Consider the following 14529-nt stretch of genomic DNA (forward strand, 5'->3'; position numbering starts at 1 on the left):
ATGAGCAAACCCAACAAGCCCAACTCGACGCCGGAAAACGAGCCGTCGCGGATTCGTGAAGGTTTGCCCTTCCCTCTCGGCGCGACCTGGGACGGTCTGGGGGTCAACTTTGCGCTGTTCTCGGCCAACGCCACCAAAGTCGAACTGTGCATCTTCGACGACAGCGGCGAAGTCGAGCTGGAGCGCATCGAACTGCCGGAATACACCGACGAAACCTTCCACGGCTACCTGCCCGACGCCCACCCCGGGCTGATCTACGGCTACCGCGTGTACGGTCCCTATGACCCGGCCAACGGTCATCGCTTCAACCACAACAAATTGCTGATCGACCCCTACGCCAAACAGCTGGTGGGCGAGCTCAAATGGTCCGAGGCCCTGTTTGGCTACACCATCGGCCATCCGGACGCCGACCTCAGTTTCGACGAACGCGACAGCGCGCCCTTCGTGCCCAAGTGCAAAGTCATCGACCCGGCCCACACCTGGGGCAACGACCAGCCAGTGCGCACGCCGTGGGATCGCACGATCATTTATGAAACCCACCTGCGCGGCATCACCATGCGCCACCCTTCGGTGCCTGAGGAAGTGCGCGGCACCTGCGCCGGGCTGATGGTCGACGATGTGCTCAAGCACATTCGCCAGTTGGGTGTGTCATCGGTCGAGTTGCTGCCGGTGCACGCCTTCGTCAACGACCAGCACCTGCTGCAAAAAGGCATGACCAACTACTGGGGCTACAACAGCATCGCCTTCTTCGCCCCGGACCCGCGCTACCTGGCCAGCGGCAAGATCGCCGAGTTCAAGGAAATGGTCGCGCACCTGCACGAAGCCAAGCTGGAAGTGATCCTGGACGTGGTCTACAACCACACCGCCGAAGGCAACGAGCAAGGCCCGACGCTGTCCATGCGCGGCATCGACAACGCCTCGTACTACCGCCTGATGCCCGATGACAAGCGCTTCTACATCAACGATTCCGGCACCGGCAACACCCTCGACCTGAGCCACCCGTGCGTGCTGCAAATGGTCACCGACTCGTTGCGCTACTGGGCGACCGAGATGCATGTCGACGGCTTCCGCTTCGACCTGGCAACCATCCTTGGCCGCTACCGCGACGGTTTCGACGAGCGCCACAGCTTCCTCGTGGCCTGCCGCCAGGACCCGGTGCTGCGCCAGGTGAAAATGATTGCCGAGCCTTGGGACTGTGGACCCGGCGGCTATCAGGTCGGCGGTTTCCCGCCGGGCTGGGTGGAATGGAACGACCGTTTCCGCGACACCGTGCGCTCGTTCTGGAAAGGTGACGACGGCCAACTGGCCGACTTCGCCGGACGCATGACCGCCTCGGGCGAGATGTTCAACCAGCGCGGCCGCCGGCCGTACAGCTCGGTGAACTTCATCACCGCCCACGACGGTTTCACCCTGCACGACCTGGTGTCCTACAACGACAAACACAACGAAGCCAACGACGAGAACAACCAGGACGGCAGCAACAACAACCTGTCGTGGAACCACGGTGTCGAAGGCCCTACCGACGACCCGGAAATCAACGCGCTGCGCCTGCGCCAGATGCGCAATTTCTTCGCCACCCTGCTGCTGGCCCAGGGCACGCCAATGCTGGTAGCCGGTGACGAGTTCGCCCGGACCCAGCACGGCAACAACAACGCCTACTGCCAGGACAGCGAGATCGGCTGGATCAATTGGGAACTGGATGAAGACGGCAAGGCCCTGCTCAAGTTCGTCAAGCGCCTGATCAAGTTGCGCCTGGCGTACCCGATCCTGCGTCGCGGGCGCTTCCTGGTGGGCGACTACAACGAAGATATCGGGGTCAAGGACGTCACCTGGCTCGCGCCGAGCGGCGATGAAATGACCATCGAGCAATGGCAGGACAGCCATGGCCGTTGCCTGGGCATGCTGATGGATGGCCGCGCCCAGGAAACCGGGATTCGCCGCCCGGGGGCCGATGCCACGTTGTTGCTGGTGGTCAATGCCCACCACGACATGGTCAATTTCCGCCTGCCACCGGTGCCGGATGGCGGCTTCTGGACCTGCATGCTCGACACCAACCAGCCGGCAGTGCGTGGCCAGGAACGCTTCGATTTCGATCACGAATACGCGGTCACCGGGCGTTCGCTGCTGCTGTTTGAATTGCAGCATGAGGACGAGGTGTGACATGGCCTTGCATGAGTTTCTTCGCGGCTACCGGGATTACCCGGACACCCAGGCCCTTGGCGCTGCGCTGAGGGCTTTGGTGGAGGAAGGCCTGGACCAGTTGCCCTTGCCGGGCAGCGGGCAAACGTTGGAACGCTTCAGCCGGCTGGCGCAAGTCGCCGGCCATGACCTGCGGTTGTGCAAGTTGTTCGAGGGCCACACTGACGCCCTGGCGATCATCGCTGAACTCGACAGCCCCTTGCCGCCGGTTGGCAGCACGTGGGGCATGTGGGCGGCCGAGCCGCCCACCGCCAGGGTGCGGATCCGTCGCGACGGCCAACGTGTGCGGCTGGAGGGCCGCAAGGCCTGGTGCTCGGGCGCGGCGGTGGTCAGCCACGGCTTGCTCACGGCGTGGGATGAAGAGGATCGCCAGCAACTGGTTGCAGTGCAAATGCACCAGCCCGGCGTAACCGTCACCGATGAGGGCTGGGCGGCCGTGGGCATGGCCGCTACGGGCAGTGTTGAAGTGCTTTTCCACGACGCCGTTGGCCTGGCCATCGGCAAGCCTGGGGACTATTTGGCGCGCCCGGGTTTCTGGCAAGGCGGCATCGGCATCGCCGCCTGCTGGTACGGCGCGGCACAACGCCTGGCGGAGGCCTTGCGCGAGCAGTGCGCAAAACGCCCGGAGCCCCACGCCCTGGCGCACCTTGGCAGCGTCGACAGTGCCTTGCACAGCGCGGCCTGTGTGCTGCGCGACAGCGCCACCCATATCGACCGGCAGCCCAAGGCAGATGCCCGGCTGTTGGCACAACAGGCACGGGCCTGTATCGAAGAAACCGTCGACCAGGTGATTCACCATGTCGGCCGAGCACTGGGCGCCGGGCCGTATTGCAAGGACCCGCATTTTGCCCAGTTGATGGCCGACTTGCCGGTGTACCTGCGGCAAAGTCACGCCGAGCGCGACCTGGCCGCCCTTGGTCAACAAGTCGCCGATGAGCGCCCAGGGAGATGGGAACTATGAAGATCAATCCAATCGTCGGCCAGGGCACGCCCTTGCATGTGTGGCAAAGCTCGTCGCGACTGGCCGAGCTGCCTTGCGTAGACATTGCCGAACTGGTGCCTGAAGGCAGCCGCGCCGTGATCATCGCGCCACATCCGGATGACGAAGTCCTGGGCTGCGGCGGCCTGTTGCAAGGCCTTGCCGCGCTGGATCGCCCTATCCTGCTGATCTCCGTCACCGACGGCAGCGCCAGTCATCCCGGCTCGCGCCGCTGGCCGGTGGAACGCCTGAGCGTGGTGCGGCCGCAAGAGTCGGCGCAGGCCCTGCACCGGCTGGGATTGCCGTTGCACAGCCTGAAATGGTTGCGGGCCGGGTTCAGCGACAGCCAGGTCGCCGCAGGTGAAGAAGACCTGAGCCGCTTCATCGAGCGTTACCTCAAGCCCGGCGACGTGGTCTTCACCACCTGGCGCGAAGACGGCCATTGCGACCACGAGGCCGTGGGCCGTGCCAGTGCCAAGGCGACCCGGGCGGTGGGCGCCACCTTGCTCGAGCTGCCCGTGTGGACCTGGCATTGGGCAACCCCGGAAGACAGCCAGGTGCCCTGGGATCGCGCTCGTAAAATCCCCCTGACACCTGAAGCCGTGGCCCGTAAACGGCACGCCATCCATGCCTTCGCCAGCCAGTTGGAAGGCGACCCGCAGATCGGCCTGCCGCCGGTGCTCGCGCCCTATGTGCTGGAGCGCCTGCTGCAACCTTTTGAAGTGGTGTTCGTATGAGTGTCGCCACGCCCTATTTCGACGAGCTGTTTGCCGGCAACGACGATCCTTGGGCCTTTCGGCAACGCTGGTATGAACAGCGCAAGCGGGCCCTGACCCTGGCGCTGCTGACCCGGCCGCGCTATGCCTCGATCTTTGAACCCGGCTGCGCCAATGGCGAACTGAGCTTCGAGCTGGCCCCGCGCTGTGACCGCCTGCTCTGCTGTGACACGGCACAAGCGGCGGTCAGCCTGGCACAGGCGCGGCTGCGGGGTTTCAGCCATGCCACCGTGCAGCAGAGCCGCCTGCCGCAGCAATGGCCCAGCGATACCTTCGAGCTGATCGTGCTCAGCGAGCTTTGCTACTACCTGGACCCGAAGGATTTCGATGGGCTGATCGATCGCGCGCTCGCCTCCCTGACGCCTGACGGACAAATCCTCGCCTGCCACTGGCGCCCGGTCATCGAAGGCTGCCCGCAGACCGCCGAACAGGTGCATGCGCGCCTCGGCCAGCGCCTGGGCATGGCACATCTGGCGCAGCATCACGAAAGCGATTTTCTACTGGATTTATGGAGCCGCGACGGCACCACGGTTGCGACCCTGGAGGGACTGCGATGATCGGCATCCTGATACCCGTGCATAACGAAGAAAAACTGCTGCCCGAATGCCTGAAAGCTGCGATGGTCGCCGCCAGTCATCCGGGCCTGCTGGGTGAAGAGGTGCAGATTCTGACAGTGCTCGACAGCTGCAGCGACCGCAGCGCCATGATCGCCCGCGAATACCAGGTGCACAGCCTGGAAGTGCAGGCGCGAAACGTGGGCCACGTGCGCGGCGTGGGTGCGCGGCACCTGCTTAACAACGGCGCGCGCTGGATTTCCTGCACCGACGCCGACAGCCGCGTCGCTCCCGATTGGCTGGTGGCGCAACTGGCCCTGGGCGTGGATGCGGTGTGCGGCACGGTGACGGTGGACGCCTGGAGCGAGGGCTTCGACCCGGCGGCGCAGATCCGCTATCACCAGGCCTACACCGCCCGGGACGGGCATCGGCATATCCACGGCGCCAACCTGGGCGTCAGTGCCGGCGCCTACGTGCGGGCCGGCGGTTTCGAGCCCCTGCCCTGCCATGAAGACGTGGAGCTGGTGCGCCAGTTGGAGCGCTGCGGGGCTTCCATTGCCTGGAGCCACTCGCCCCAGGTGATTACCAGTGCCCGCCTGGATTGTCGCGCCCAGGGCGGCTTCGGTGATTACCTGAAGAGCCTGATGCAGGCCTCCTGAAAAAATTGCGACACCCGGCGGTGTTAAAGCGGCAATTCATAACTATCATCACTGTTCCTTGCACGGCAATCCAGGGTTGGAACGCCGTCGCGCCGCGAGCGTGCAGTACCTGACGCTCGCGTACCACAAGAGCCGTCCCGTCAACGGGGTACGGCCTGCACCACCGATAAACAAGGACGTGACACCCATGAAGCCTGCACTGTTAAGTGACAACCGCCGGGGCCCCGCGCAAATCTGGAACAGCGCCCCGCAACTCGCGCAAATCCCTGCCATCAACCCCGCAACCCTGGTGCCCAAGGGCGCCCGCGTGGTGATCATCGCCCCGCATCCCGGCGATGAAGTGATCGCCTGCGGCGGTCTGCTGCAATTGCTCAGCACCCTTGAATACTCCCTGCAACTGATCTCCATCACCGACGGCAGCGCCAGCCATCCGGGGTCTGCCGTGTGGCCGGCCAAACGCTTGAGCGTGGTGCGGCCCCAGGAAAGTGTCGAAGCCCTGCGCCGCCTGGGCGTGCCCCTGCACAGCCTGAAATGGATCCGCGGCGGTTTCGCCGACAACGCCCTGGCCGCGCGGGAACAGCAAATGAGCCAGTTCATTGCGCGCTACCTGCAACCCGGCGACGTGGTGTTCACCACCTGGCGCAACGACGGCAATGACGACCACGACGCCGTCGGCCGTGCCGCTGCCAAAGCCTGCGCAGTCAAGGGCGTGCGCTTGCACGAACTGCCGATCTGGGCGTGGCACTGGCCGCTTCGGGAAACCGCCGCCATCCCCTGGCAGCGCGCGCGCAAGGTGCGGCTCGACACCTGGAGCGTCGCCCGCAAGCTGCACGCCGCCCACGCCTATGCCAGCCAACTGGCAGGCGACCCGGAAATCGGCCTGGCGCCGATCCTGGCGCAGGTGCTGCTGGAGCGCATGCGCGAGCCCTATGAGATTGTGTTTTTGTAGGCGCACCCACTCGTCTATACCTGTAACTTCTGACAGTAGCGAACGCTCTCTCTGTGTGGCTAGCTTGGAACACCGGCTTGCAGGGAGGGCGAATCATGAGCACGCGGTTTTCATCAGTGACGTATCTGAGCGTCTGCAGCGTGACGACGCTGTTGCTCAATTGGCCTCTCCCCGCGCAGGCCGCCTGTACGTTGGTCATAACCGCAGGCAACGACACCACCCTGTGCAGCGATGGCAGTGCTGGCGCGCTGACGGATTTACAAGGAAGCAACATCCTTGAGTTCCCCGTCGGCGGCACCGGCATCATCGTCGGCAACGTGACTTATGGCGCGGGAGATGATCGGGTCACGATGGATTCCGGCGCGATCAACGGTGCGATCAATCAAGGTGACGGAAGAAATATTTTCCAACTGTTCAATGGCAATATCTCCGGCACGGTGACGCAAGGCGCGGGCGGTGATATTGCGCAAATCAGCGGCGGCAGCTCCGGTGCAATCTCTCAGGGTGACGGGGTAGACCAGTACTTCCAGAGCGGTGGCACCGTCGCCTCACTGGCTCAGGGCGACGGCCGTGACGAGTTCACCATGAGCAGTGGCAGGATTGTCGGCGCTTTTGAAGATGGAGATGTAGCGCTGATGACCGGTGGCAGCATCGGACGGGTCGACATGAAGCTCGACAACAACCTGTTTGACCTGCGGGGTGGAGCGATCATCGGCAACCTCGTTACTGGCTTCGGAAACGACACCATCCTGGTTTCCGGAGGAACGGTTGGTGGCAACATCAGCGTCAGCGGGGGCGACGACATCATCAACGTCAGCGGAGGGGAAATAAGTGGGCAGATCCTCGCCAGCTTTGGCAACGATGAGTTCACTTGGGAAGGCGGCGGTCTGATCCATAAGGAAATCCTCATGGGTGATGGCGCTGACAGGGGTTTCCTGCTCAACCTGACCGAAACCACCCTGGCCTCCACACCACTTCTGGATGGTGGTTTGGGTAACGACACCCTGACCTTCGACAACACCCGATCCGCCACGCCAACCCGCTATGTCAACTGGGAAACCGTCAACCTGGACAACAATTCGCGCCTGACCCTGGGCGGCGACTTCAAGCTCGGTGACAGCGCTACAGCCACCGGTACCCTGAATATTTTTGGCAGTGCCGCCCTGCAGGTAACACAGGGCAGCATCAGCCCCTTCGCGGCCGGGCAACAAGCCAACCTGAACAACGGCGGCCTGATCGACATGACCACCGGCAGTTCCAGCGCCACCGACAGCCTGACCGTCAACGGCAACTACACCGGCAATGGTGGCGAACTCGCGCTGCAATCGGTACTCGGCGCCGACGGCTCGGCCAGTGACAAGCTGGTAGTCAGCCAGGGCACGCTGCAAGGCGGCACTACCATCACCGTCACCAACCTTGCCGGCCCCGGCGCCATGACGCTGCAGAACGGCATCCAGGTGGTTGAAGCGCTTAACGGTGCCACGAGCAGCGACCTGGCGTTTACCCTGCGCGGTGGATCCGTTTCCGCAGGCGCCTATGAGTACTACCTGTTCAAAGGAGGCGTAACGCCGGGCACCGGGCAAAACTGGTTCCTGCGGTCCTCGGTGGTGGCGCCGCCGCTGCCCAACCCTGAGGATCCTGACGACCCAGTGGGCATTCTCCCCCCCGTCCCCGCCGATGGCACGCCGGACCTCCCGGGGATTTTCCCGGGAGAAGAACCCATACCCATCTATCGCCCGGAAGTCCCGGTGTATGCCGTGTTGTTTCCCGCCGTGCAGCAGATGGTCCAGGGCATGCTGGGCACCTACCACGAACGCACGGGCGATCAAAGCCTGCAACGTCAACCTGGCGCTTTAGCGGCCGGTTGGGGCCGGGTGTATGGCAGCAGCACGCGGCAATCATTCGCCGGCACCGTCAGCCCGTCGCTGGACAGCTCCCTGTCCGGTTTCCAGGTTGGCACTGACCTGTATGCCTGGACCAACGACGCTGGCCTGACCCAACGCTTCGGCTTCTTTGTCGGCCACAGCCGCCTGACCGGCAATGTGGCGGGTTTCAATGGCGGTTTTCAGGGCAAGGACGCCGGCAACACCACCCTGCGCGGTGACAGCCTGGGCGCGTATTGGACGCTCATCGGCGCCAACCGCGCCTATATCGATGTCGTGCTGATGGGTACACGGTTCGATGGCCACAGTGAATCCGACCGGGGCGTCAAACTCCCAACCAAGGGCCACAACGTGCTGGGGTCTGTGGAGGTGGGAATGCCGTTTGCGGTGTCTGAACAGTGGGAGGTCGAGCCGCAGGCCCAGGTGATTGTCGATCGAAGCTATGTGGACAGCCAGAACGACGGAATCTCGGATGTCTCATTCCACGCCGACACTAACGTCGTCACCCGTCTCGGTGTCCGCCTCAAGGGCAGCTACAGCGTGAGCGGCATGCCCCTGCTGCCTTATGTGCGTACCAACGTGTGGCACGCCAGCGCCGGGAATAACACTGTCAGGTTCAATGACAGCACGGACATCAGCACCGAACAGAAGTCCACCACGCTGGACGTCAGCACCGGGGCAACGCTGCAGGTATCGAGTACGGTCAGTGTGTATGGCGAGGTGGGGTACAACAGCAATCTGGACAGTAATCAGCTGAATGGGCGCAAAGGCACGATTGGCATAAGGGTCGACTTCTAAGCCACAACACATCCCCACTGTGGGAGCGGGCTTGCTCGCGAATGCAGTGTGTCAGCCAAAAAATCTGGCACTGGTACTGCGCATTCGCGAGCAAGCCCGCTCCCACATGGGGTCTTCATCGGCTGGAAGTCAGGCGTCCGGTCGCAGGATCAGCACGCCCAATGGCGGCAGGTTCAGCGACAGCGACAACGGCTGCCCATGCTTGGGCTCCTCCTCCGTAAACGCCCCGCCACCGTTGCCGAAGTTGGAACCGGCATAGGTGTCGGCATCGCTGTTGATCACCTCGCTCCAGCGCCCGGCAAACGGCACGCCGACCTTGTAGGCCTCGCGCGGTACCGGTGTGAAGTTGGCCACCACCAGCACCGGCCTGCCGTCCTTGCTCCAGCGCAACCAGGCGTAGACGCTGTTGATCGCGTCATCCCCAATCAACCACTGGAAGCCCTGTGGTGCGTCGTCCTGGTCATGCAGCGCCGGCTCTTCGCGGTACAGACGGTTGAGGTCGCCCACCAGTTTCTGCACGCCCCGGTGTTCGGGGTATTGCAGCAGGTACCAGTCCAGTTGCTGATCGTGGTTCCACTCGCGCCATTGGCCGAACTCGCAGCCCATGAACAGCAGCTTCTTGCCCGGGTGCATCCACATGAAGCTCAGGTACGCCCGCAGGTTGGCAAATTTCTGCCAGCGGTCGCCGGGCATCTTGTCGATCAACGAGTGTTTGCCGTGCACCACTTCATCGTGGGAAATCGGCAGGATAAAACGCTCGGACCAGGCATACACCAGGCCGAAACTCAGCTCGTTGTGGTGATGGGCACGGTACACCGGGTCCTGCTGGATGTAGTGCAGCGAATCGTGCATCCAGCCCATGTTCCACTTGTAGTTGAAGCCCAGGCCGCCCTGTTGGGTCGGCTGGCTTACGCCCGGCCATGCGGTGGACTCCTCGGCGATCACCAGCGCGCCGGGAGCCTCAAGGGCAACGACATCGTTGAGGTGGCGCAGGAAGTCGATGGCCTCAAGGTTTTCCCGCCCGCCGTGGCGGTTGGGTACCCATTCACCGGCCTTGCGCGAATAGTCGCGGTACAGCATCGAGGCCACCGCATCCACCCGCAGGCCATCGATATGGAAATGCTTGAGCCAGTGCAACGCCGACGCCAGCATGAAGCCGTGGACTTCGGTGCGGCCGAGGTTGTAGATCAGGGTGTCCCAATCCTGGTGGAAGCCTTCCAGCGGGTTGGCGTATTCGTACAGCGCGGTGCCGTCGAATTGCGCCAGGCCGTGGGTATCGGTGGGGAAATGCGCCGGCACCCAATCCAGGATCACGCCGATGTCGGCCTGATGGCAGGCGTTGACGAAAAACGCGAAATCCTCCGGCGAGCCGAAACGTGCCGTCGGGGCAAATTGCGACAGCGCCTGATAACCCCATGAGCCGCCGAACGGGTGCTCCATGATCGGCATCAGTTCGATATGGGTGAAGCCCAACTGCTGTACATAAGGGATCAACCGCTCGGTCAGCTCGCGCCAACTGTACTGGCGGGACACCTCGCCGACTTCATCCAGCTCGCACTGCCAGGAACCGGCATGCAACTCGTAGATCGACAAGGGTGCGCTGGGCTTTTGCCGCTCGCTGCGCGATTGCATCCAGTCGTGGTCCTGCCAGTCGACCTGCAGCGGCGAAGCGACCTTGGACGCAGTATCCGGCGGCAACTGCGTGGCCAGGGCCATGGGGTCGGCCTTGAGCGGCAGAATGCCGTGGGCACCGAGGATTTCATACTTGTAGGCCGCGCCGGGCTGCAGGCGCGGGATGAAAATCTCCCACACACCGGACGGATGGCGCAGGCGCATCGGATGACGGCGCCCGTCCCAGATATTGAAGTCGCCCACCACCGAGACACGGCGGGCATTAGGTGCCCATACCGCAAAACGCACGCCCTGGACACCGTCGACGCTGGTCACTTGTGCCCCGAGGCAACTGCTCAGGTCGCGGTGATTGCCTTCGGCAAACAGATACAGGTCCATCTCCCCCAGCAGCAGTTGCTGGAAGCTGTAAGGGTCTTCGGTGATCTGTTCACCACCGGCCCACTGGATCTTCAGCAAGTACGCCTGACGGCTGCCGAAATGCCCGACAAACAAGCCCGGCACCTGGGTCGCATCGAGGCTGCCGATGTGCTCGCCGCTGTCGCGGGCCAGGACCTGGACACTCAGTGCTTCCGGCAGGAAGGCGCGAATGAACTGGCCGCCCTGCTCGTCGTCATGGGGACCCAGGATCGAGAATGGATCATGGTGCTCGGCCCGCACCAGGGCTTCGATATCAGCAGGCTTGGGCATCACACTCAACTTTTCCTGCAGCGGTTCTTTGCTTGTAAAACTCATGACGTCTCCCCACCGCGTGCAGTTTTCGATATTGGTTTCAACCCGCTGAGCAGCCCGTGCAAACCTTGCAACGGCACCGGCAACCAGCTCGGGCGATTCTCTGCTTCGTAGGCCACTTCGTACGCGGCCTTCTCCAGGCTGAACAACGCCAGCGCTGCGTCCTGGCCTTTGGCATCCTGCCAGTCATGGGCCAGTGTAGTCGTGGCAGCGTGATAGGCCTGGATAAATGCCTGCTTGGCCTCATGCAAGTAGCGATCCGCCACACGTTGCCGGGACGCATTGGCCTCGGGCGACTGGTCGACGCCCTGCACATTCACCGCCATGGCCGCCGCGTAATCAAACGAGCGCAGCACCCCGCTCACATCCTTGTACGGGCTGTGTTTGCCGCGACGCTCAGGCAACGGCCGCGCCGGTTCGCCCTCGAAGTCGATGAGGTAGGCATCGCCCTTGACCACCAGTACCTGGCCCAGGTGCAGGTCGCCGTGCACGCGAATGCGCAACCCGCCCACCGTGGCTTTCGCCAGGTCCTGAACGTGACTGGCGATGGCCTTTTTCTGCTCCAGTAAAGCACTGACCAACGCCTGATCGGCAGGGTTCAACTTGGTTTGATGCTGTTTGAGCAACTGCAAGGCGTGGTCGATTTGTGCGCCTACGTGCCTGGCCCAGCCCTGGCTGTCCTTGAGGGTTGTGACCTCGGGCTTGAACGCCTTGTTAGTGGTGGGCGCCGCCAGCACCAGGTGCATCTCGCCCAGGCGCTGGCCGAGCAAGCCGGCGAAATCCGCCAGCTCGCCAAGGGCGTTGTAGTGCTGTTCCTGCTCGGACATGGCTTCGGCCAGTTCGTCGCGAATCGCTCGCTCCAGGTTATTCTGGGTCCAGCCCCACGCGTCGCCCTGGTTGCTGAGGTAACCCTGGGCGATCATCAGCAGGTTGTCCTGGCCATCGGCGTCGTGGCGGATCACCGAGCCCAGCAGCGGCGAGATATGCTCGTAGCCGGCCTCGGTCAGGTAGGCGCCCATTTCCAGCTCGGGGTGAACCCCGGCGCTGACTTTTCGGATCAGCTTGAGCACCAGGCTGCCGCCCACCACCACGGAACTGTTGGACTGCTCCGCCGCGAGGTAGCGCACTTCCGACTCGTCGTTCAATTCCAGTTTGGCCAACTGCGCCGTGGGCTCGAAGCGAATCTCGCCATCGGTGGAGTCGAGGACGGTTTTGGCCTGCAGGCCTTGGAGCACGCCGCGGATATAAGTGTCGAGGCTGAAGGCATCGGTCACCAAACCTACCTGACGCACTCGCCGTACACGGGCAAGCGCCAGTTGTTGCGGCAAGGCGCTGGTGAACTGGTCTTCGCCAAGGAAGCCGAACGGCAGTTGATAGCGGCTGACCTGGCCGGCGCTGGTGACTTCGATTTCACTGAGCAGCACCGGATGCTGCGGGTCGCCAAAGCGCACGCCATAAGCGATGTGCACGCTGTCGATCGCCGTATCCTTGCTGGCAAACCAGCGGCGCTTGGGCAGCCACGCCGGCAACGCATTCTGTTCTAGGGTGGTGCGGCACGGTGCTTCGAGCAATTCTTCCATGCGTTTCTTCAGAACCAGGGTGGTGAAGTCCGGGATGCTTTGTGCCGGTTCCACGTGCCAGCTTGGCATCTGGTTTTCCGCAGCCAGCACGAACCAGTAGAAGCCATACGGCGCCAGGGTCAGCAGGAAATTCAGCTGGCCAATCGGTGGGAAGGCATTGCCACCGAGCATCTCCACCGGAACCATGCCGGCAAACGCCGAGAGGTCCAGTTCTGCGGCCTGGGCACTGCGGGACACGTTGGCCACGCACAGGATGATTTCATTCTTGCCATCGGCGCCTGCGTATTCGCGGGTATACGCCAGGATGCGGCGGTTGCTGGGCGAGAGCATTTTCAGGCTGCCGCGACCGAACGCCTTGGACTGTTTACGCACCGCGAGCATGCGCCGCGTCCAGTTCAGTAACGAGTGCGGGTCCTGGGTCTGGGTTTCGACGTTGACCGACTGGTAGCCGTATTGCGGGTCCATGATCGGCGGCAATACCAGGCTGGCCGGGTCGGCGCGGGAGAAGCCGCCGTTGCGGTCGATGGACCATTGCATCGGCGTACGCACGCCGTCGCGGTCACCGAGGTAGATGTTGTCGCCCATGCCGATCTCATCGCCGTAGTACAGGGTCGGCGTGCCCGGCATCGACAGCAGCAGGCTGTTGAGCAGCTCGATGCGCCGGCGGTCGCGTTCCATCAGCGGCGCCAGGCGGCGGCGAATCCCCAGGTTGATACGTGCACGGCGGTCGGCAGCGTAATAGTTCCAGAGGTAGTCGCGCTCTTTGTCGGTGACCATTTCCAGGGTCAGTTCATCGTGGTTGCGCAGGAAGATTGCCCATTGGCAATTGGCCGGGATCTCCGGGGTCTGGCGCAGGATGTCGGTGATCGGGAAACGGTCTTCCTGGGCCAGCGCCATGTACATGCGCGGCATCAGCGGGAAGTGGAACGCCATGTGGCACTCATCGCCGTCGTCGCCCTTTTTGTCCCCGAAGTACAACTGGGTGTCTTCCGGCCATTGGTTGGCTTCGGCCAGGAGCATGCGGTCGGGGTAGTTGGCGTCGATCTCGGCGCGGATCTGCTTGAGCACGTCGTGGGTTTCGGGGAGGTTTTCGTTGTTGGTGCCGTCGCGCTCGATCAGGTACGGAATCGCGTCCAGGCGCAGGCCGTCGATGCCCATGTCGAGCCAGTAGCGCATCACCGACAGGACGGCTTTCATGACCTGCGGGTTATCGAAGTTGAGGTCCGGCTGGTGGGAGTAAAAGCGGTGCCAGAAGTATTGGCCGGCGACCGGGTCCCAGGTCCAGTTGGACTTTTCGGTGTCGAGGAAAATGATCCGGGTGCCGTCGTATTTCTGATCGTCATCGGACCATACGTAGAAATCCCGCGCCGCCGAGCCGGGCTTGGCCTTGCGGGCGCGCTGGAACCAGGGGTGCTGGTCGGAGGTGTGGTTGATCACCAGCTCGGTGATCACCCGCAGCCCGCGTTTATGGGCTTCGGCGATAAAGCGCTTGGCGTCGGCCATGGTCCCGTAGTCGCTGTGCACGCCGCGGTATTCGGCGATGTCGTAGCCATCGTCACGGCGTGGCGAGGGGTAGAACGGTAGTAGCCAGATGGTGTTCACACCAAGGTCGGCGATGTAGTCGAGCTTGGCGATCAGCCCGGGAAAATCACCGATGCCGTCGTTGTTGGAGTCGAAATACGATTTGACGTGAACCTGATAAATCACCGCGTCCTTGTACCAGAGCGGATCTTTGATAAAGGTGGCAGCCTTGGGTTTCTTCGCCATTGGAAACTCCTGGAAAATTCGTGA

9 protein-coding genes are annotated in these 14529 nt (G+C 63.0%); 7 read left to right on the forward strand and 2 right to left on the reverse strand.

The features are described 5' to 3' along the window. From glgX to AC3WKX_RS07605, 7 genes are all read left to right on the forward strand, one after another. Entirely contained in the window at nt 1-2160 is a 2160-nt protein-coding gene (gene glgX / locus AC3WKX_RS07575; protein ID WP_003207536.1) for a glycogen debranching protein GlgX, read from the forward strand. Between the two features lies 1 nt (nt 2161). Then, nucleotides 2162-3160 (forward strand): acyl-CoA dehydrogenase family protein, encoded by a 999-nt coding sequence (locus AC3WKX_RS07580; RefSeq protein ID WP_102605560.1) that lies wholly within the window; start codon nt 2162-2164, stop codon nt 3158-3160. Then, nucleotides 3157-3915: a PIG-L deacetylase family protein gene (locus AC3WKX_RS07585; RefSeq protein WP_003207531.1), complete on the forward strand. Its 759-nt coding sequence runs from the start codon at nt 3157-3159 to the stop codon at nt 3913-3915. The genes AC3WKX_RS07580 and AC3WKX_RS07585 overlap by 4 nt, the downstream gene beginning before the upstream one ends. Continuing rightward, on the forward strand, nt 3912-4511 hold the full coding sequence (locus tag AC3WKX_RS07590) for an SAM-dependent methyltransferase (protein ID WP_102605561.1): 600 nt from the start codon (nt 3912-3914) through the stop codon (nt 4509-4511). The genes AC3WKX_RS07585 and AC3WKX_RS07590 overlap by 4 nt, the downstream gene beginning before the upstream one ends. Then, nucleotides 4508-5167, forward strand: a complete 660-nt coding sequence (locus tag AC3WKX_RS07595; protein WP_003207526.1) for a glycosyltransferase family 2 protein — start codon at nt 4508-4510, stop codon at nt 5165-5167. The genes AC3WKX_RS07590 and AC3WKX_RS07595 overlap by 4 nt, the downstream gene beginning before the upstream one ends. Nucleotides 5168-5354: 187 nt before the next feature. After that, nucleotides 5355-6116 (forward strand): PIG-L deacetylase family protein, encoded by a 762-nt coding sequence (locus AC3WKX_RS07600; RefSeq protein ID WP_003207524.1) that lies wholly within the window; start codon nt 5355-5357, stop codon nt 6114-6116. A gap of 95 nt (nt 6117-6211) precedes the next feature. Beyond that, nucleotides 6212-8797: an autotransporter family protein gene (locus AC3WKX_RS07605; protein ID WP_102605562.1), complete on the forward strand. Its 2586-nt coding sequence runs from the start codon at nt 6212-6214 to the stop codon at nt 8795-8797. A gap of 129 nt (nt 8798-8926) precedes the next feature. On the opposite strand, the gene glgB is transcribed toward AC3WKX_RS07605, so the two are convergent. Continuing rightward, nucleotides 8927-11161, reverse strand: a complete 2235-nt coding sequence (glgB, locus tag AC3WKX_RS07610) for a 1,4-alpha-glucan branching protein GlgB (protein ID WP_102605563.1) — start codon at nt 11159-11161, stop codon at nt 8927-8929. Beyond that, the gene (gene treS / locus AC3WKX_RS07615; protein WP_102605564.1) at nt 11158-14505 is read right to left on the reverse strand and encodes a maltose alpha-D-glucosyltransferase; all 3348 of its coding nucleotides are present in this window, start codon (nt 14503-14505) and stop codon (nt 11158-11160) included. The genes glgB and treS overlap by 4 nt, the downstream gene beginning before the upstream one ends. Nucleotides 14506-14529: the final 24 nt, after the last annotated feature.

Source organism: Pseudomonas sp. GP01-A4, assembly GCF_058780865.1.